Source organism: Parabacteroides sp. KHUB-03, assembly GCF_056640975.1.
In genome coordinates, this window is sequence record NZ_CM153257.1 from 2,552,715 (window position 1) to 2,573,120 (window position 20,406).

Sequence of the window (20,406 nt, forward strand, 5' to 3'; positions counted from 1 at the left end):
AGCATTAAACTTATATAATTTGTTCCATTTTGATAGTTTTTTATGGAACGTGATTATTTGTTTATTTTATCATAGATAAGGTTCTTAAATATCAGGTGAGTGCTTTTTTCATAATTTATATACCTCGTAAAATAAAGGTAAACCCAATTTGATACTAATTATATATTTAGGTTCTGATAGTACAATCCATTATTTCTTATTTGCAATTCATAATCACTCCATTACAATATAGATTGAATCTATAATTAAATAGTTCTGATAGAACTAATTCCAACAGAATTACAGATAGCTATTTTATATATAAGTTTAACAAATAATAGAGTGTGTTTATGATGAAAAAGTTGACTTTTGCTTTACTGTGCTTGATGATGAGCATAGGTATAGCAAGTGCTCAAACAAAGCAGGTTACCGGTACGGTTACATCTGCCGAAGATGGAGAGCCGATTATTGGCGCCTCTGTCATTGTGAAAGGTACCACAACAGGTACAGTTACAGATTTTGATGGAAAGTTCGAACTTACAGTTCCTTCTTCTGCTAAAACGTTAGAAATCTCTTATGTCGGTATGACAACTAAAGAAGAAACGATTAAACCGACAATGAAAATTGTTTTAGAAACTTCAGCACATAATTTGGATGAAGTTATGGTTGTAGCTTATGGTACTGCTAAGAAAAGTTCATTTACCGGTTCTGCATCTGTTGTAAAAAGTGAGGATCTGGCAAAAATCCAAACATCTGATATTACCAAAGCTTTGGAAGGTCAGGTTGCAGGTGTACAGCTAACCAATAGTAACGGCCAGCCAGGTGAAGGCTCAAAAATCCGTATTCGTGGTATAGGCTCTATCAATGCTTCCAGTGATCCGTTAATCGTTGTTGATGGTGTACCTTATGATGGAGACTTAAACTCTATTAACCAACAGGATGTTGAATCAATGACCGTACTAAAAGATGCTGCTTCTAACGCATTATACGGTGCACGTGGTGCAAATGGTGTAGTTCTGATCACAACAAAAAAAGGTAAAAACGGTAAAGCACGAGTTTCATTTGACATGAAATTAGGAGCTAACTCCCGTGCTATTCCCGAATATGACATTATGACCAGCCCCGTTACTTATTACGAAACTTACTGGACTGCACTGAAAAATCAGGCAGTCAGCTTAGGCAACGAAAATCCGGGTCAATATGCAAGCAATAACTTAATTAAAAAATTAGGTTATAACATCACCAATGTAGGCAACACTGAAGTTATTGACCCTACTACTGGAAAATTTAACCCTAATGCAAAAATCATGTATAAGGATGACTGGGCAAAAGAATTGTTCCAATCAAGTTTACGTCAGGAATATAACCTGAATATCAGCGGAGCTAGCGATAAAACCAGCTACTATATATCATTAGGTTATCTGGATGATAAAGGTTATATAGTTAATTCCGATTTCAGCCGTTTCTCTACTCGTCTTCGTTTGGAACAACAAGTTAATGACTGGTTCAAGGTTGGTGGTAACTTAGCTTATGCCCAGGCAGAACAAAACTCTCCTGATTTTGATGCAACTTCCGGTGTAAACATGTTCTATGCTTCCCGTGTCATTGCTCCTATTTATCCGATCTATGGATACGATAACGAAGGAAACAGATTATACGAAGAAAGCGGCCGTCCTGTATACGATTATGGAACAGGCACAAACAAACGTCCTATCTTGTCCATGTCCAACCCATTGGGTACACAAAATCTGGATCAGAATAAGTTTAAGAATGAAAACTTTTCAGGAAACCTTTTTGCTGAAATTTCTTTCTTAAAGGACTTCAAACTTACGGTTCGTGGTGGTATGGAAAACTATAGCAAACGTCAATTGGTTTATCAAAACGGACAATACGGACAGTTTGTAGCTCAAAATGGTATTTCTACAATACAGAACGAAAAGACCCAAAGTCTGAATATGTTGGAAACATTAACATGGGAACACTCTTTTGGACTACATTCTTTTAATGTTCTGCTAGGTCATGAAAACTACCAACGTAAATATGAATACTTGTGGGGTTCTAAGAACAATTTCATTTTCCCTTCTTCCAGCGAGTTAGATCAGGCTATCAGTAATCCTAACACCGGATCTGGTACAACTGAATACAATACAGAAGGTTACCTGGGACGTATTGAATATAACTACAATGACAAATACTATTTCTCTGCCAGCTATCGTCGTGATGCTTCTTCTAAATTCCATCCGGACAATCGTTGGGGTAACTTCTGGTCTTTAGGCGCATCTTGGAGATTAAACCAAGAAAACTTTTTAAAGGATGTTGAGTGGATCGATAACTTGAAATACAAAATCAGCTACGGTTCTCAAGGTAATGACGGTTTGTTATTCAATGGTGAAGAAATCCTTTATCCGTATATGGACCAGTTCCAGGTAGTAAACAGTGCCGGTAAGATCGCTGTTGTCAGGAACTATAAAGGAAACAAAGATATCAAGTGGGAAACAAACTACAACTTCAATACAGGTTTTGAATTTATGTTATTCCAAGGACGTTTGAACGGAGGTATCGACGTATTTACAAGAACTGCAAAAGATTTGTTATTCTATCGTCCCTTACCATTCTCTACAGGAAACAAGAGTTATCCTGACAATATCGGAGATATGCGTAACATCGGTTTCGAAATCGAGTTGAGCGGAACTGTTATGGAAAAAGATAACTTCAAATGGACAATGGGAGTTAATGCAACACACTATAAAAACAAGATTTTGTCTTTACCTCCTGAAAGAAAAGAGACGGGTATTGTTTCAGGCAACTTCCGTATGATGGAAGGTGGTTCTATCTATGATTATTACCTGAAAGAATACGCAGGTGTTGATCCTCAAGATGGAAGCGCAATGTGGTATAAAGATGTTACTGATGCAAACGGCAATGTAACAGGAAAAACAACAACCAAAGTTTATAGCGATGCAACAGATTACAATTTAGGTTCTGCCCTGCCTGCTATTTATGGAGGTTTCAACACTGCCGTACAATTCCATGGCATAGACTTATCTGTAAATTTAAGCTATCAGATAGGAGGTAAAGGTTACGACAGAATTTATGCAAACCTGATGAGCTCCGGAAGTGAAGGACAAAACTGGCACAACGATATTTTAAAAGCATGGACACCAGAAAACACAAATACAAATGTGCCGAGAGTCCAGAATGCCGAACAATATGCTAATACATATTCAAGCCGCTTCTTCACAAATGCATCTTATCTGAACCTGCAAAACATCACATTAGGGTATACGTTGCCTAAAACATGGATAAACGTACTTCAACTTGAATCTGTCCGTTTCTATTTTGTAGCAGATAACGTTGCTTTATTATCTAAACGCAAAGGTTTTGACCCACGCCAGAATTGGTCTGGTGAATCAGACTATAACTATGCAGCAATCCGTACTATTTCAGGAGGCTTGCAGGTTAGATTTTAATCCATAATCTCAGACAAATAAAAAAATGAAGAAAAAATATTATATAATTGCATTACTTGCAACAACGGCACTGTCATTCAGCAGCTGTTCCGAGGATTTCTTTGATGCAAATCCGGGAGACCGTGTAACAGAAGGACAATTAGAAGAAAATCCTAATCCGAATGCATTAGTAAACGGTATGAATGCCTTCATGATCCAGTTTAACTCATTAGAAAGAGAAAATGGAGAAGAACGTCATAACGACTTCGGATATATGGCAACAGCCCTCTCTATGGAACTTTGGGGGGATGATATGGTTCAATATACATCCAATTACGGTTGGTATTATGACGACTATCAATATTCTAACCGTGGATATGAATTCCTGGAAGCAGCACGTCACTGGAATTATTTTTACAAACTAATCCGTACGGCAAATGACGTATTAACTGGTATTGTTTCAGATACAGAAGATCCGGAAATGTTGGCAGCCAGAGGACAAGCTTATGCAATGAGAGCATTTGCCCACCACGTTTTAGTTCAATTGTATCAACATACTTACAAAGGCCATGAAGACGCACCCGGAATACCTATCGTTACAGAAGATATGACTTCCGAACAGTTAAATAATAATCCTCGTAAAAAAGTTTCCGAAGTTTATGCACAAATCGAAAACGATTTGAAACAAGCATGCGAATTATTGAAAGGATGGGAAAGGCCTTCTAGCGTATATATTAATTATGCAGTAGCTAAAGGATTTGAAGCTCGTGTACACTTGTGTAAAGAAGAATGGAAAGAAGCTGCCGAGGCTGCCGAAGAAGCCGTTGCAGGATTTCCCGTAATGGATAAAGCCGGGCTTAAGGAAGGCTTTGTTAGTATGGACAACAATCCATCATGGATGTGGTCTTCTGATGTTACTTCACAATCAAGCATTGCCATAGGAGGTATTACCAATTTCACATCACACGTTAGCTCAACAGCTTACGGTTATGCAACCGCCGGTGAAATGTATAAAAACATCAGTTCTGAATTATTTAATAAGATACCAGACACTGATGCCCGTAAAGACTGGTGGTGCAAATCCGACAGTTTGGTATTCGTTGTTGGAGCAGGTATGGTAAAATTACCCAAATATGCCAATTTGAAGTTCGGTTATTACGATACAGAAGGTAACAATTTCAACGATTTATGCTATATGCGTGCGGAAGAAATGCTGTTGATTGCAGCAGAAGGTTATGCCATGAGCGGAAACCTTCCGCAAGCCAAATCGATTTTGGAAGACTTCGTTCAGACTCGTCAACCGGACTACAAATGTACAGCAAACAGCGTTGCTGAAATGCAAAATGAAGTTTGGGTTCAACGTCGTATCGAGTTATGGGGCGAAGGTTTTGCATGGTTTGATTTGAAACGTTTAAAGAAACCTATCATCCGCAAATATGAAGGTACAAATCATAACGATGATGCCATGTTTGATTTCCCTGCAGAAGATCCGATCTTCAATTTAAGAATCCCTCGTACAGAAATTCAAAACAACGGAGGTATTTCTGAAACAGACAATAATCCGATGCCAAACGTTTAATCGGAAAAAATTATAAGAAAAGGGTAGAATAAAAATTCTATCCTTTTCTGTTTTATTACCCTCCTATATCTCTCTTTAATTTTATTTCTTCCAAGTCTCTCACAATAGTCATATCCATTATATCACTATATATTTCGGTTGTACGTACGCTTTTATGCCCTAACAGCTTCTGAACTGTTGTAATATTAGCTCCATTATACAAAAGTAACGTAGCATTTGTATGTCTTGCTACGTGAAAAGAGATTCGTTTATCAATTGACGCAAGTTGGCATATTCTACGTAATTGTTTATTGATATTAGAGTTTGCCGAGACAGGGACATTAAATAATGCCCTCGTGTTATTTCTATATCTTTCATAAATAGGTATAGATTTCCCGTCAAATAACAAAAAAAGTGGCAGACGTACACTCACATCCGTTTTAACCGACGAATATATAAGCCACAACTTATCATCTATACTCAAAAAATTTGCATTTGTAATACTTACCACATCTGAAAAACGTAACCCTGTATAGCAGCTAAACAGAAACATATCAAGACTTCTCTGCAAAGTTCCTCTCCCATACAAGTTCAGACATTCCAGTCTATTTAATTCTTCCGGTGTAAGATGAGTACGTTTTGTTTCCATATATTTAATTTTATATTTTCGGAAGGGATATCTTTGTAAATCAAATATATCTTTATTTATTGCAAGATTGATATAACGCTTCAAATGCTTCATGTGTTTAGCAATAGTATTTCTATGATACTTATGTTTCAACAGAAAATATTCGAAATCACATAAAAAATTAAAACTTAATTCATTAAAAGTTACCTCATTCTGATACAAAGACAACACATGCAATGTAGACATATGGTTCTTCAGAGTAGATGGTTTCAGATTACTGTGCATAATTTCATCCTTCATAAAAGAAGAAAACGAGGTTGGCACTATTTGCCGGGGTGTTTCCTTTAAATCTTTCAACGAAAAAACCTTTCCTCCGTGCATAGCATCCAGTTCTATCCTTTCCAGTTCAAATATATAATTATAAAGATATTGGTTTAAAGCCTCCATATTCGGATGGTTTTTAATTGCTCTTCTTTTATTATCCCATTGATTAGGCCTAATATATACTTTTGTAGAAAAGTACTTTTTTTGCCTATTCAAATAAGCCTCCACTTGAATCAACGCTTTCCCTTCCGCATTCAACTTTTTTTTCCGATTAAATACCAAATTGTAAATAACTTTTTCCATGATACACAATATTTTCTAATTAAGAACACGAAGAAACAACAATATGTTCTTTGTCTATAAAAAGGTTAGTAAAAAGTTTATCAACAAATTAAAAGACAAAAAAAAAGAGGCCTCCTTTTTGGCGCCTCTTTCTTTAGATATAATACAAGATTATTAATTCTGATCTGTTTCCGAAATTTCAGGGTTACCTTCAATTTCCTTGGTTGGGATTTGTATCACCCTTATTTTTGAACTCCATGGAACCGGTTGGTCTCCACCTTCTGCAGTAATATTGCCTTTTGGATGATTTGTTCCCGCATAAGTACGATCTATTGTTTTTTCCAAACGGTTAAACTCAAAGAGAGATTGACCTTCACCCCATAATTCAATACGTTTATGTAAAAATATCTGGTTTATCAATTCATCAACGTTGGCAGACCATTTATACGGGCATTCGCCATCAGTTGAACGTGCTGCAGAAATTGTGTTCAATGTAGTTTGTGCTCCACTGATATTCCCTTGCCTTGCCTGAGCTTCCGCTTTAATATAATAAGCCTCTGCACAACGCAAATAAACCAAATCGCCCAGGAACTTCTTACTTGGGTCTACAAATTTAAACTGCATATACGGAATCTTATATGTTCCGTCTTTAAAACACTGTTTACGAATATCTTTCGCATCAATAGCATCATATAAACGTCTATCTACACATTTATACTGCCCCAAACTACCGGCATATCCCGGTGAAAGATTATCCATGATAGAAAAGAATGACGCATAGCTTGTTGTATTTTCAGATGTTACATCAACTGCCCACAACCATTCTATATTTGCCATATCTGCAAACCCTGCCGTATAATCACTTGTAGACATTAAAGATGTAGCAGCTATTACATCCGAAGCCATTTTTTCAGCTGTTGCATAATCTTCGTAATACATAGCGGCACGTGCATATAATGCTTTAGCAGCTAATTGTCCTACCCGGGTTTTATCATAATCGTCGCCTTCCAGTAAAGCAATAGCATTTGTATAATCTGCTTTAATCTGATCATAAACATCAGATACTTTGCCACGCGGATTACCTTCCAAACCTACGGTAGTATAGACTGGCACGCCGGGAAGATCCTTTACATCCGCCCATTTACCAGCTTTCTGATATATATTCACCAACGTAAAATAATGAAACGCACGCAATGCCAATGATTCGCCTTTTAAATGACGTTGTTCTTCATTTAATTCATTATCATTCGGATATATATCTATTATACTGTTCAAATCACGAATCTGAGCATAACAATACTTCCACTGGCGCAAGGAACGAGTATACGTTGCCGCACGATTATCCAAATTATAGTCAGCAGAAAACCACTGTTTATTGGTATAATGAACTATATCTTCAGTCATCATGTCGCATGAGATATCAATAGACCGCTGTCCGAAATCATCATGTCTGGATGCACCAAAACCGTATTGAACAGAACGTGAATAAACGCCTTGTACAATGGCATCACTGTTCATGTCTACAGTTTCCTGCAACTGATCTCCTTTTACATATTCATTATCTTCCGGTTCCAAAAAGTCAGAACAAGAAAGAGAGAAGGATGCAAATGTCCCTAATAATATTATTGATTTGAGTTTCATAATTATTTATCTTTTATAACGTTACGTTAATACCGAAAGAAATCGTACGGATTGGGGAATAATTAAATTCTGATGTACCATAATCATATTGACGAGGATCCAAACCTTTTCTATGTGAGAACAACGCCAGGTTATCACCGGCAAAGTAAACTCTTAGCTTATCAATAGTCAAAGTGCGCAACCATTTTTTCGGAAGCGAATATCCTAAAGTGATATTACGGATATTGAAGAAAGAGGCATTGGTCAGATAAAGATCCGAAATACCGTTGGCATCTTTATATCCCATCAACATTACAGGAACAGATGTATTAGTATTCGTCGGTGTCCAGGCATTGAGCAAATCTTTATGCATACCACGTCCCGATTCTCTCATCTGCATAGTAGATGCATAAATAGCATCATATACATCCCCTCCTATCTGATAACTGAACAAAGCAGACAAATCAATATCTTTCCAGGATAAAGAAGTTGAAAGACCTCCTGTTAAATCAGGAATGGCACAACCTACTTTCCGGCGGCTTGTGTTTGTATAAGCATCAGAGTTAACGATAGAAGTGCCTTTCAATGTACCATCTTCATTATATACATTCCACATTGCCTTACCATTTTCATCCAATCCTGCATATTCGGGTAAATATAAATCATAAATGGAACCGCCTTCAACCATTTTTGTATATCCTTGTCCAAGTATTCCTTCTTTACGGTTTTCTGCCGGCAATTCAAGAATTGTATTCTTCACATGAGTAAAATTCAGTCCTACGTTCCATCTCCAGTCTCTTGTTTTTATAATATCCACATCCGTTTCTATTTCAATACCTTTATTACTCATTTTACCTAAGTTTACCGGTAAAGTAGAAATACCGATTGAAACAGCCACCGGCTTATAGAACAACATATCTGTTGTTTTCTTATAAAAATATTCCAGATTGAAATGGAAACGATCCCACATAGTAGTTTCAAAACCAATATTAAAGTTCAGGTTCTTTTCCCATGAAATATCTTTATTACCTACATAGTATTGCTTAACAGATACATTTCCATTATTATTAGCCACTTCATATTGATCCATATAAGGAATATAATTTATATCCGTACCATTTGCATAATATAAATTATCATTACCCTGTGTACCAATACTTGCTTTTATTTTCAGGTCATTCAGCCAAGATGATGCATCTTGCAAAAACCCCTCTTGTCCGAGACGCCAAGACACACCAACCGAACCAAAATTACCCCAACGGTTATCAGGGTGGAAACGGCTGGAACCATCACGACGGAAACTGGCGCTTAAATAATATTTATCATCATATGATAAGTTTGCACGGAACAATATACCCGTCACACTATATTTCTTTAAATAAGAGGATAATTCAGCATAAACTACGGCATTAGAAAAGTCGGGGGCAGAAATTGTTGCCAGATTTCTTTTCTGACCATACAGATAATTCCATTCTTTCTTGTAGCTTTCAATACCGCCCATACCTTCAACAGACAGTTTATCAAATGTCTTTCTATAGTTTAAGAATACAGAACCTGTATAAGAGAACCATTTCTGATTTTCTTGTTCAACATAACCACCATTAGCTGCAGCATCACCATATAAAGGATTCGTTAAATAAGCACCGTTTTTATAGGTAGTATTCACATCAAAGTTACCACGAATAGACAAGCCGTCATAAACTTCTGCTTCCAAAAATGCAGATGCCGATACATTGTCCAGTGTGATCCGGTTAACATCATAATCCAAGACACCTGCAGGGTTTGAAGCTCCTGCATAAGGACGAGAATAACCATATTGTCCCTGATCTCCATAGTCGTAAATATCTTTGCCGTTTTTATCTTTTATAATTGCACCTGTTTTAGGATCATGCAAATAAACCGGATAAATAGGAGCAATATTACGAGTCCATTGGAAATAGTTTACATATGAACCTCCGGATGTTGTCGGATAATTCTGTATTGTATGGGCATAAGCCAGGTTTGCACCGGCTTTTAACCATTTGGTCAAGTTTCTTTCATAACGTACACGACCACTGTAACGATCAAACCCTGAACCTTTTGCATAAGATTCATCTCCTAAATAACCTAAGCTGATGAAATAAGTCTGCTTGTCGTCACTGCCACCAAGACTGAAGTTATATTCCTGACGCAAAGAATTTCTAAACAAAGCGTTGCTCCAGTCATCGGTATACAACAAACGGGCATTAGGATTTATTTTGCCATCAGCTCCTATTAATTCAGACCAGGGCACATTATAATTATTATATCCACCTAAAATAGCTTGTAAAGAGTTTGCCGGATCATCACTTCCTAAAGTTGATACCACATCACTCGGGCTCATTCCTGTAGCAATCAATTTATTGTATTGCGCTTTCCAAGATTGTTCATAGTAAACACTACGATCGGTTATCATATCATATTCAGGAACCGAACGACTGTTTACTCCCCATTTCATATCCAAATTAATACCTAATTTGGTTTTATTGCCTCTTTTCGTTGTAATAAGAATTACACCATTGGCACCACGAGCTCCATACAAAGAGTTTGCTGCCGCATCTTTCAACACAGTCATACTCTCAATATCAGCAGAATTCAATGTACTGATCGGGCCATCGTAAGTAGCGCCATCTACAATATAAAGAGGATCCTTTCCTGCATTAATAGAACCGATACCACGTATACGAACTGTTGGGTTTTCACCCGGCTGGCCTGTTTTTGAAACAATCTGTACACCAGCTGCACGTCCGTCCAGCGCATTTGTAATTGTTGCCGATTGAATTTGCTTGATATCATCTGCTTTTACCGCAGACGCAGAACCGGTAAACGATTTCTTCGTTGTTGTTCCGTAAGCAACAACCATCACCTCATCCAATGCCTGGGACGAACTATTCAACACTATTTTCATGTGAGGCTGGATTGGAAGCTCCTTCATTTCCATTCCGACATATGAAACTACCAGAGTCTTTGCAGAACTTGGTACATTTAGAGTAAATGCACCGTCATAATCCGTTACAGTACCAGTAGTAGTACCCTTTACCATTACAGACGCTCCAATAATTGGTTCACTGTCTTCTGCCGAAATAACAGTACCTGTTATTTTCGTCGTCTGAGCAGTCGCCAATCCAATACCTAACATTAGGCATAATAAAAGATAAGTCAACCTTTTCATAGACACACTTTTTTGTTTAACTTATGAATAACTAATTTGCAATCTTTGATGTTTATATTTAAAGCAATATTAAATAATCGGAATGAGGCAAATGTAATAATAAATTTATTACAACAATAAAAATCTAACATAAAAATACAAACAAAGTTGGCTTTAATTACTAAAATACAAGGAATATAGGGTTTTTATAATAAAGCATCATTTTTAAAAATCACAAATACCGGGATATTTTAGTCTTAAATTTGTCTATTTTTAATCTTTATAATTCACATATAAAAACGAATGGATATGTAAATATTATATTCTATTAATTAATAAAGCAAGGCGCTATAATCCTTCAGAATCAGAAGATATATCAAATACCTATATTTAATCTGTATTTCTACTTGATTGTTTCCAAAAAAATTAGAATTTACATTATGTCTTATTTTCACAGAGTAAATCCATATTTATTTCTGTGCTTATGAAGTAATTCATGCTATACATTATATTAATTTTATCATACGGACTTTTTAAGTACCTGATCCTATATATTTATTCTTTTGTCCCTGGTCAAAATTAATTTCGCCCTAGGTGAAAATTAATTATTAGCCAGGTGGAAATTAATTTTGAGCAAGCTTAAATGAATATATATTCCTATACTTTTCTCTAAATTGTCTGAGTGCTGAAAATAAAAGCAAGGAAGAAATAAGCAAAATATAATCAGATAATAGTTTTATACGATATGAAAAAATTTGTTCTGCAAAAACTAATTATGTTCTGCAAAGACTCTGGTGATCTCTTATGTTGGTATGATAACTCGCGAAGTCCCTGTTCAACCAACCTTAAACATTGTTTTACAAGCCGGATCGCAGAACATTGAAGAAGTAGTAGTTACTGCAATCGGTATGAAAAAGCAGGAAAAAGCCTTGGGTTACGCAGCTTCTACCATCAAAAGTGACGATCTGGTAGCAGCAAAATCCGGTTCTGTTATGACCGGTTTGACTGGTAAAGTTGCCGGTATTAACATCACAAATGCCGGAGGTACCGGCTCTGCACAAAAGGTTATCGTTCGTGGTATCAGCTCTTTTGATGCTAACCAACCTTTATATGTTGTTGATGGTGTACCTATTATGAACGAATTTTCCGGCAGTGGTACTGAATCGACAGCACTAAATAATACTGTAGACTTCGGTAATGCTGCAAATGATATTAACCCGGAAGATGTAGAATCTGTTACAGTTTTAAAAGGTGCCTCCGCTACAGCACTATACGGCTCGCGTGCAGCAAACGGTGTGATTATGATCACAACCAAACGCGCCAGCTCAGAAAAACTCACTGTAACTTACGACGGAACTTTCATGGGGTCTAATGTGTTACGCGTTCCGCAAACTCAAAACAGATTCGGTCAGGGTTGGCCGGACTGGAGCCCTATGGAAAACGGTTCATGGGGTCCCGTATTAGACGGACGTGAGCACGCTTGGGGTGCATTCTCTGACGGAACACCAGGGAATCTGACACCATTAACAAAGCCATTCTCTTATGTAGAAAACAACATGCGTGATTTTTATCAAACAGGCTTTGAAACCAACAACAACGTTTCCGTTCGTATGGGTAATGATAAACTGGGTTTGGTTGCTTCATACGGTAATGTAACATCTACAGGCGTAATGCCGATGGACGCCGACAAGTATCAACGTAACACTATTTCTTTAAGAGGTAATGCCAAGTACAAACGTTTCTATTCTGAAATTAACTTCAACTATGTTCGCAAAGACATTACCCGTCCTAGTACAGGACAAGGCGGACAAGGTGCAACCATGTTCCAGGAAATTCTTCAGCATGCTACCGATGTAAGCATCTCTGACATGAAAGATTACAATAACCCGTACTATAATACGGATAACTTCTATACGGCTTACGCAACAAACCCGTATTGGGTATTGGCAAACAACAAAAATCAATTTCAAGACGACCGCATTTACGGTAAGATAGAAGTTGCATTTGATATTATGGAAGGTTTAAAAGCCGTAGGACGTTTAGGAGGTGATTTCTCAAATTCCCGTCAACAAAAATGGAACCAGAAAGCAACCTACTCTCCCGGTTCCTGGAGTAGTATAGGCGGAAAGAAAGAAGAAGCCGGATCTTATACCGAACGCCGCGAATACAGCGGACAAATCGATGCTACAGCCTATTTGAATGCCGATTACAAAATTGGAGAAGACATAAATATTAATGGTCTGATTGGATGGAACTTAAACACCCGTACATTCTCTTATATAGATTCGTATCTGTACGGATTACAACAAGAAGATTGGTTCAACCTGGAAAATGGAGCAGACAAACCTATTACAACAACCCGTGAAGAAAACCGCCGTTTGATCGGTTTGTTCGCTCAAGCCGAATTTGGATATAAGAACTTCTGGTTTGTTAATGCATCATTGCGTAACGACTGGTCGTCAACATTACCTAAAGGTAAAAACAGTTTCTTCTACGGAGGTTTAAATACTTCTTTAATTTTAACCGAATTGTTCCCTGAACTGCAAAGTGATGCTTTGAACTTCCTGAAAGTTCGTGCAGCCTGGGGTAAAACAGGTAATGATGCACCGGTGTACAGAACATCCAGTTATTATATCCCGACACAAGTCAGTTTAGGCTTTGGTAGTTTATACCTGCCTATCAACAGCACAATGGGTATGACTGAATACAATGTCATGCCCAACACGGGACTGAAACCCGAAACAACAACCGAATTGGAATTTGGTTTAACTACCCACATGTGGAACAACCGTATCAATTTCGATATCGCTTATTATAATAAGGATACAAAAGACCAGATTATTTCTGCCGCTTTAGCTCCCGAAACCAGATACACGAGTATGACCCGTAATGTGGGTAAGGTTAACAATCACGGTGTAGAAATTGCATTCAGTGTTATTCCTATCCAGACAAAAGACTGGGAATGGGAAATTGGAGCTACATTTACAAAAAACTGGAGTGAAGTAAAAGAACTCTGGGACGGTGTAGACGAATATGTATTGAAGAGTGGATATGATGTAGACCTTGTTGCCAAGGTAGGCGAACCTTTAGGTATATTCAAAGTGCCAAAGGTTGCAACAACGGATGACGGCAAGGTCATTGTTACAAGTGCTGGTCTTCCCCAGATTGCTGCCGGAGAAAAGGACATTATCGGTTCTTCTACCCCCAACTTCCTGATGGGCTTTAACACACGTCTGAGTTGGAAAGGATTTACTTTAGGTGCAGTTCTCGATTGGAGAAATGGCGGCTATTTCTATTCTTATACTTCACAATTGCTGACCTTCTCCGGAAACTCAACGATGACTGCTTATAACGATCGCCAGTCATTCGTTATTCCTAATTCCGTAAAAGTTGTGAACGGACAATATGTAGAAAACAATATACCTGTTAGCCGTTCAAACATGTACAATTACTGGAATAATGCATCTAACAAAGACCAGTTCCGCAATTGGGTATTACCAAAAGACTATCTGAAATTAAGAGAAATAACCTTATCTTATAGTTTCCCTAAAAGTATAATTAAGAAAACTCCGTTGACAGCATTACAAGTAAGCTTAATAGGACGTAACTTATTTATGTGGACACCTAAAAAGAACAACTTTGTAGACCCCGAATCAACCAACTATGGTAACGATATCCGTTCTGAACTTGGTGAATTTGCAGCTGCTCCAACAACACGCACATTTGGTGGTGGTGTGAAAGTAACATTTTAAGTAACTAGATAAATAAAAGACAATATGAAAAGATTGAATTTATTATATACAGGGTTGATTAGTTGTCTGCTTCTGTCTAACACAGCCTGCAGCGATTATCTGGATATAAACGATAACCCCAACTATCCGGCAGAAGTATCTTATACATCTCTGCTTCCTTCCGGTATAGCATCAACCGCTTCCGTATTAGGTAGCATTTATGAACTGTATGGCGGCATGTGGTCTCAGCATTATATGCAAGGGCAAACATCAAACCAATATAACACTATTTGCAATTACAGTATCACCAACTCGGCAGATGGACGTTTATGGTCTATCCCTTATTCAATATCTTTGCCCGATCTTGACCTGGTTATAAAGAAAGCTGAAGAAGAAAAAGCCTGGAATTATTGGGCGGCAGCAAAGGTTATGATGGCTTTCAACTATCATTTCCTGGTCGACACATACGGGTCTATCCCTTTCACTGAAGCATTAAAAGCCGATGAAGGTATTTTGAATCCGAAATTTGACGACAGTAAAACAGTTGTTTATCCCGGATTAATTGCCATGCTGGACGAAGTTATCGCTAAGTCCGGAGAGTTATCCGCCCCATCTCTTCCATCTCTTTCAACTCAGGACTACATCTTTGGAACCTCTAAAGGTACGGACATGTCTAAATGGGTTTCTTTTGCAAAGAGTTTGAAACTAAAACTGTTGATGAGAGATTTCAATGCCAATAAAGCAGCCATAGAATCTCTGCTGAATGAAAATGATTTGCTGACAGTCGATGCAAAAATGGATCTCTTCATGGATTTGGAAAACAAATCAAATCCGTTGTATGAAAACGACCGCCGTAAGTTGAATACCAATAACAACATTCGCGCATGTGCAACCCTTTGCGAATACATGAAAAAATTCAACGATCCCCGTTTAAATGACTTCTTTAATCCTAATGAAGATGGATCCGGCACAACCTCATTAAAATGCGGAGACAGGCCTACAGAGCTAAAGACAAACCAAGTATCTATCGTTGTTCTTGAGCCAACCGATCCGGTTTATTTAATGTCTGCTGCAGAAGTTGCATTCCTGAAAGCTGAGGCTTATACCCGCCTGAGCAACGCAGATAAAGCCAAAGAAAACTACAACAAAGGTGTTACTTTAGCATTCGAACGTTGGGGCAAAGACGCTTCATCTTTCATTGCAGACGGTGGTGCTTATGCATTCAACAGCAAAGATCAACAATCTATGCTAACAAGCATCTTGACTCAGAAGTGGATTGCTGCAACCCGTTGCCAGGCTTGGGATTCATGGTTCGACATCAATCGCACCGGAATACCTGCGCTGGGAACAACTTTCCCCGATGAAGAAGGGTATGTATGGGGAAATCTGACACCTTGTATCGGTTCAGCTCTGGGAGCCGGCGAATATCCTCGTCGTCTGCTTTACCCAAAAGGCTCATCTGATTATAACACAAACACACCTCCAGTAATTCCTTTGCAGGAAAAACAATGGTGGCATAAGTAACAAATATAGCACGTTATTATTAATGTATTAAGAGAATCAATATGAAACAGATCAAAAAGATATTAATAGCATTACTGGCAGTAATCACTTTTACTGCATGTGAAACTTATGGTGATTACGAAACCGAATATTCCGTAATCTATCCTTTATGCGGAGAATGGGTTGTAAACGTTTACGATGCAAGCGGTCAGGCTATAAAAGAAAAAGTAACCTGCAATACGTATAACACCTCTGACAACGCGACCGATAAAATGTGGATAAAAATGGGGGCTGCAGCAAATAATTATGGTATTCTTAGTAAAGTAAACTGTAACGTAGCAGCAAAAGATTTCGGCGGAGAAAACATCCAGAATCTGGTAGATTCACAAGACGGAGCAACATCTGCATCAACAGTCTCTGTTACTAACGGTAAAGTTACTTTAAATGGTTACGACACTCCTACAGGACACAAGGCAGATGCTATCGAATTTACAATGACAAATTCAAAGTACCCGGGAGAAACATTAACAATTAAAGGCTTCCGTAAGACCGGTTGGGCTGGCGAAGATTACTAACACACTCTCTCTCTTAAACAAAACAGGGCGTTCCGACAACGGGAACGCCCTGTTTTATTATTTACCTATCCGATTATTCAGGAAATATTGCTGCATTGGACAAAAACATAAACAATAAAGAAAAAAAGATCGCCCCAATACCGAGACGATCTTTTTTTCTTATTTTACTAAAACCAAATCCGGTCTTACTTATTACTTAGCATAACTTACAGCTCGTGTTTCACGGATAACCGTAATCTTAACCTGACCCGGATATGTCATTTCATCCTGAATCTTCTTTGCAATTTCGGTAGATAAGTTTTCGGTGTCTTTATCGTCAATCTTATCTGCTCCTACAATAACACGAAGTTCGCGTCCTGCCTGAATTGCATAAGTCTTAACAACACCCGGATAAGACAACGCCAGCTGTTCCAGATCGTTCAAACGTTTGATATAAGCTTCAACAATCTCACGACGAGCACCTGGACGAGCACCGGAAATAGCATCGCAAACCTGTACAATAGGTGCCAGCAACGTCTGCATCTCCACTTCATCGTGGTGAGCACCTACAGCATTGCAAATATCCGGTTTCTCTTTATATTTCTCACATAACTTCATACCCAATATTGCGTGTGGCAATTCCGGTTCATCATCAGGCACCTTACCTATATCATGCAACAATCCTGCACGTTTTGCTTTTTTCGGATTCAAACCCAACTCAGAAGCCATCACTGCACATAAATTCGCTGTTTCACGGGCATGCTGCAACAAATTCTGACCGTAAGACGAACGGTATTTCATTTTACCTATCATTCGTATCAGTTCCGGGTGCAAACCATGTACGCCCAAATCAATTACAGTACGCTTACCGGTTTCAACGACTTCGTCCTCAACCTGTTTTTTCACTTTCGTCACAACTTCTTCAATGCGTGCCGGATGAATACGTCCATCCTGTACTAACTGATGCAGAGCCAAACGTGCTATTTCGCGACGAACCGGATCAAAGCCGGAAAGGACAATTGCTTCCGGAGTATCATCCACAACAATCTCAATACCTGTTGCAGCTTCCAAAGCACGAATATTACGACCTTCACGACCAATTATACGTCCTTTTATTTCATCTGATTCTATATGGAAAACAGTAATAGAGTTTTCTATTGCAGTTTCCGTTGCCACACGTTGAATAGATTGTATTACTATTTTCTTGGCTTCTTTATTAGCCGTCATTTTAGCTTCTTCTACAATCTCGCTGATAAAGGAAGCTGCCTGGGATTTTGCTTCATCTTTCAACGATTCTATCAGGCGTTCTTTTGCTTCGTCTGCCGATAATCCGGAAAGAGTTTCCAGATGTTCTACCTCTTTTTGATGAAGTTTTTCAAGTTCCTGCTTTTTCTTTTCTATGATTTCCAATTGAGATGCCAAATTCTCTTTTACAACTTCAACTTCCGAATTCTTACGTTGAAGTTCTTCCTGGCGCTGATTGATTGTCAGTTCTTTCTGTTTCAGTTTTGTTTCTACAGATTGGATTTTAGCATTGCGTTGAGATACTTGCTTTTCCAGATCAGCCTTTAAATGCAAGAATTTCTCCTTTACTTCAAGCAATTTATTTTTCTTTATTACCTCAGCCTCCTTTTCCGCCTCATGAAGTATGGAATCATACTTGGACTTCAAAAGGAAACGCATACCAACCCATACTAGTAATCCTCCTACTAAGAAGGTTACCATTGATATGATTATATACACTCCCATTTAACTAATAATTTTAATTCATTATTTTATATACAAAAAAAGCACTACGATTACACGGTAACTTCCGTGTAAAGCAGTGCGGAAAACTACTCCTTACAGTATGACATACAATTTATTTCTCTTTCAGATACGACTCCAACTCTGCTGTAAGTTGTTGTATCTTCTCCGTAAAAGGACTTGTATCATTCTTATCTCGCAACTGTAAATTCTGCAATGCCAGATGAACAGCCGCCATGGCTAACAAATCTTTCATATCACTTCCAAAACGTGAATGATAAAGAGAAACCACCTCACGGACACGAACTTCCGCTTTCCGGTAAATTTCTTCATCTTTACGTTCTATCGTAAGTGGATAACTCTTACCTGCTATATTTAAATGTATACCTAATGGGTCATCCATCGCGTCTATTCATTTAATAGTGCAATGCATTTGTCTACTTCCCGCACTAATTTTGATAATCGCATCCGGGCACCTCTTGCCTCTCCTTCACTTACGGAAACAACCCTGGCCGTTAGCATATTATCACACTTGGCATTTAATTCGTCAATCTTTTCTTTCACCTGCTGTAATTCTACATCCTTGACTTCCAAAGCCTTTTCCAGTTCGTTAATTTTACGCCTTTGCTTCTCACAAAGTGCTATCAAATCACGAACCCTTACTTCAAAGACAGCGAGCAATTTATTATGATCTTCGGTCATTTCACACCAAATTCTAGACAAAAGTAAACTTTAGAATTGAATTAAGCAACAATCTGCTCCTTTTTTTGACAGAAAAGGATAAACAAAAGGCTGTCTAATCGGTATCAGACAGCCTTCTTTAAATCTTTCGTCTATTTCACTTATTAAACCAGCGAAACAAATACTTCACCTTCAACTTCTTCAAAAGCTAATTTGCCTTCTTTGGCTAACCAACCAAATGCAGCATATAAATCTTTCTCTGCTTTGATCTTAGTTGCTTTCTTAATTGCCTTAACACTCATTTTGCCGCCTCCGTTTAAGATATTCCAAACCAGACCTGCATTTGTACCAATCAATTCAATCATTTCTTTGATTTCTTTTTGTTTACGTGGCAAATTTAGGGATTAATCAATTAAGACAAAAGGAAATAGATGTTTTTTAGCATAAAAATAATACATTTTCACCTTTCAATGCAATAATTAATACCATTATAACACTATTTTAACTCTATTATTTAAAGAAATAAGCTCCGATTCAATTTTTATTGCTGAAACATATCTTTTTAACAAGTTGGCTGCATAACTCCCAGCCTCTATCAGCCCTTCTTTTCCGGCATATCCATTTATAATCATTAACAGGCTTTTGGTTGTCATTTCTATTTTAGTCCGTTCTTCGTCACTGGTCGGAGTTCCGATACCTCCTACGTTATCGCGATATACAGGCAAACCCGCAATATTTAATTCGCCGCGTCCAATACCATGATACATTTCTCCTTCTTTTCCAACGCCCAAAATAAGATTTCCGTCTATTTTACCGGCATCAAATCCCCCGATAGAATATCCGCTTTTAATAGATACAAGATTTATTAAATCGACAAGCGTATCAACCTTATACAGACCTAATCCGCGCAAAATACGCCTACGCAAAGCCTCTGCCGACGGACGATATCGATTCGGATCTTTACCCAATTTCTTATATGCCTGGCGTGTGGCCAATATAGGAAGCCATTTGTTTATTTCTTCCAGTTTAGTAGTTGAAGAAACAATACTTTCCATTTGATTAATTTCTTCCCACAGCAATGGATCCGATTCCGTATTTCTTACCTCACAAGCTATTGCCAATACATGCAAATCAGGACAAGCTAAAGTTATTTCCTCAGAAATTGAAATTTGAATCATAGGT

Annotated in this window: 13 protein-coding genes; 5 read left to right on the forward strand and 8 right to left on the reverse strand. The window is 37.9% G+C overall.

The features are described from left to right. Positions 1-329 precede the first annotated feature (329 nt). Together ACYIB7_RS10940 and ACYIB7_RS10945 are read left to right on the forward strand one after the other, a co-directional pair. On the forward strand, positions 330-3,449 hold the full coding sequence (locus ACYIB7_RS10940) for a SusC/RagA family TonB-linked outer membrane protein (protein WP_317044662.1): 3,120 nt from the start codon (positions 330-332) through the stop codon (positions 3,447-3,449). Between the two features lie 25 nt (positions 3,450-3,474). Beyond that, a complete protein-coding gene (locus ACYIB7_RS10945) occupies positions 3,475-5,007 on the forward strand; it encodes a RagB/SusD family nutrient uptake outer membrane protein (RefSeq protein WP_103983790.1) in 1,533 nt (510 codons plus the stop codon). 55 nt (positions 5,008-5,062) lie between these two features. Here ACYIB7_RS10945 and ACYIB7_RS10950 read toward each other — a convergent pair whose 3' ends face one another. The 3 genes from ACYIB7_RS10950 to ACYIB7_RS10960 form a co-directional block, all read right to left on the reverse strand. Continuing rightward, the gene (locus tag ACYIB7_RS10950; protein WP_103983789.1) at positions 5,063-6,241 is read right to left on the reverse strand and encodes a site-specific integrase; all 1,179 of its coding nucleotides are present in this window, start codon (positions 6,239-6,241) and stop codon (positions 5,063-5,065) included. 153 nt (positions 6,242-6,394) lie between these two features. After that, positions 6,395-7,861, reverse strand: a complete 1,467-nt coding sequence (locus ACYIB7_RS10955; RefSeq protein WP_103983788.1) for a RagB/SusD family nutrient uptake outer membrane protein — start codon at positions 7,859-7,861, stop codon at positions 6,395-6,397. A gap of 13 nt (positions 7,862-7,874) precedes the next feature. Beyond that, the gene (locus ACYIB7_RS10960) at positions 7,875-11,030 is read right to left on the reverse strand and encodes a SusC/RagA family TonB-linked outer membrane protein (RefSeq protein WP_480337060.1); all 3,156 of its coding nucleotides are present in this window, start codon (positions 11,028-11,030) and stop codon (positions 7,875-7,877) included. A 791-nt stretch (positions 11,031-11,821) separates the two neighbouring features. Between ACYIB7_RS10960 and ACYIB7_RS10965 the strand changes: the two genes are divergently transcribed. From ACYIB7_RS10965 to ACYIB7_RS10975, 3 genes are read left to right on the forward strand one after another with little or no spacing between them, the layout of a single operon-like run. Further along, positions 11,822-14,761, forward strand: coding sequence for a SusC/RagA family TonB-linked outer membrane protein (locus ACYIB7_RS10965; protein ID WP_103983786.1), 2,940 nt, complete (start codon positions 11,822-11,824; stop codon positions 14,759-14,761). A gap of 24 nt (positions 14,762-14,785) precedes the next feature. Further along, on the forward strand, positions 14,786-16,264 hold the full coding sequence (locus ACYIB7_RS10970) for a SusD/RagB family nutrient-binding outer membrane lipoprotein (protein ID WP_103983785.1): 1,479 nt from the start codon (positions 14,786-14,788) through the stop codon (positions 16,262-16,264). A 41-nt stretch (positions 16,265-16,305) separates the two neighbouring features. Then, positions 16,306-16,818, forward strand: coding sequence for a lipid-binding protein (locus ACYIB7_RS10975; protein WP_103983784.1), 513 nt, complete (start codon positions 16,306-16,308; stop codon positions 16,816-16,818). Between the two features lie 192 nt (positions 16,819-17,010). On the opposite strand, the gene rny is transcribed toward ACYIB7_RS10975, so the two are convergent. The 5 genes from rny to ACYIB7_RS11000 all read right to left on the reverse strand — a co-directional run bounded on the left by rny (position 17,011) and on the right by ACYIB7_RS11000 (position 20,402). After that, positions 17,011-18,546, reverse strand: coding sequence for a ribonuclease Y (gene rny / locus ACYIB7_RS10980; protein ID WP_103983783.1), 1,536 nt, complete (start codon positions 18,544-18,546; stop codon positions 17,011-17,013). Positions 18,547-18,658: 112 nt separating this feature from the next. Continuing rightward, positions 18,659-18,946 (reverse strand): cell division protein ZapA, encoded by a 288-nt coding sequence (locus ACYIB7_RS10985; protein WP_103983782.1) that lies wholly within the window; start codon positions 18,944-18,946, stop codon positions 18,659-18,661. Between the two features lie 5 nt (positions 18,947-18,951). Continuing rightward, the gene (locus ACYIB7_RS10990) at positions 18,952-19,245 is read right to left on the reverse strand and encodes a hypothetical protein (RefSeq protein WP_099464909.1); all 294 of its coding nucleotides are present in this window, start codon (positions 19,243-19,245) and stop codon (positions 18,952-18,954) included. Positions 19,246-19,388: 143 nt separating this feature from the next. Next, positions 19,389-19,589: a winged helix-turn-helix domain-containing protein gene (locus ACYIB7_RS10995; RefSeq protein ID WP_103983781.1), complete on the reverse strand. Its 201-nt coding sequence runs from the start codon at positions 19,587-19,589 to the stop codon at positions 19,389-19,391. 123 nt (positions 19,590-19,712) lie between these two features. Beyond that, the gene (locus tag ACYIB7_RS11000) at positions 19,713-20,402 is read right to left on the reverse strand and encodes a B3/B4 domain-containing protein (RefSeq protein WP_103983780.1); all 690 of its coding nucleotides are present in this window, start codon (positions 20,400-20,402) and stop codon (positions 19,713-19,715) included. Positions 20,403-20,406: the final 4 nt, after the last annotated feature.

Excerpts from the sequence above, each read along its gene's own strand:
- ACYIB7_RS10940 (WP_317044662.1), top strand. The coding sequence starts at position 330 with ATGATGAAAAAGTTGACTTTTGCTTTACTGTGCTTGATGATGAGCATA.
- ACYIB7_RS10945 (WP_103983790.1), top strand. The coding sequence starts at position 3,475 with ATGAAGAAAAAATATTATATAATTGCATTACTTGCAACAACGGCACTG.
- ACYIB7_RS10950 (WP_103983789.1), bottom strand. The coding sequence starts at position 6,241 with ATGGAAAAAGTTATTTACAATTTGGTATTTAATCGGAAAAAAAAGTTG.
- ACYIB7_RS10955 (WP_103983788.1), bottom strand. The coding sequence starts at position 7,861 with ATGAAACTCAAATCAATAATATTATTAGGGACATTTGCATCCTTCTCT.
- ACYIB7_RS10960 (WP_480337060.1), bottom strand. The coding sequence starts at position 11,030 with ATGAAAAGGTTGACTTATCTTTTATTATGCCTAATGTTAGGTATTGGA.
- ACYIB7_RS10965 (WP_103983786.1), top strand. The coding sequence starts at position 11,822 with ATGATAACTCGCGAAGTCCCTGTTCAACCAACCTTAAACATTGTTTTA.
- ACYIB7_RS10970 (WP_103983785.1), top strand. The coding sequence starts at position 14,786 with ATGAAAAGATTGAATTTATTATATACAGGGTTGATTAGTTGTCTGCTT.
- ACYIB7_RS10975 (WP_103983784.1), top strand. The coding sequence starts at position 16,306 with ATGAAACAGATCAAAAAGATATTAATAGCATTACTGGCAGTAATCACT.
- rny (WP_103983783.1), bottom strand. The coding sequence starts at position 18,546 with ATGGGAGTGTATATAATCATATCAATGGTAACCTTCTTAGTAGGAGGA.
- ACYIB7_RS10985 (WP_103983782.1), bottom strand. The coding sequence starts at position 18,946 with ATGGATGACCCATTAGGTATACATTTAAATATAGCAGGTAAGAGTTAT.
- ACYIB7_RS10990 (WP_099464909.1), bottom strand. The coding sequence starts at position 19,245 with ATGACCGAAGATCATAATAAATTGCTCGCTGTCTTTGAAGTAAGGGTT.
- ACYIB7_RS10995 (WP_103983781.1), bottom strand. The coding sequence starts at position 19,589 with ATGATTGAATTGATTGGTACAAATGCAGGTCTGGTTTGGAATATCTTA.
- ACYIB7_RS11000 (WP_103983780.1), bottom strand. The coding sequence starts at position 20,402 with ATGATTCAAATTTCAATTTCTGAGGAAATAACTTTAGCTTGTCCTGAT.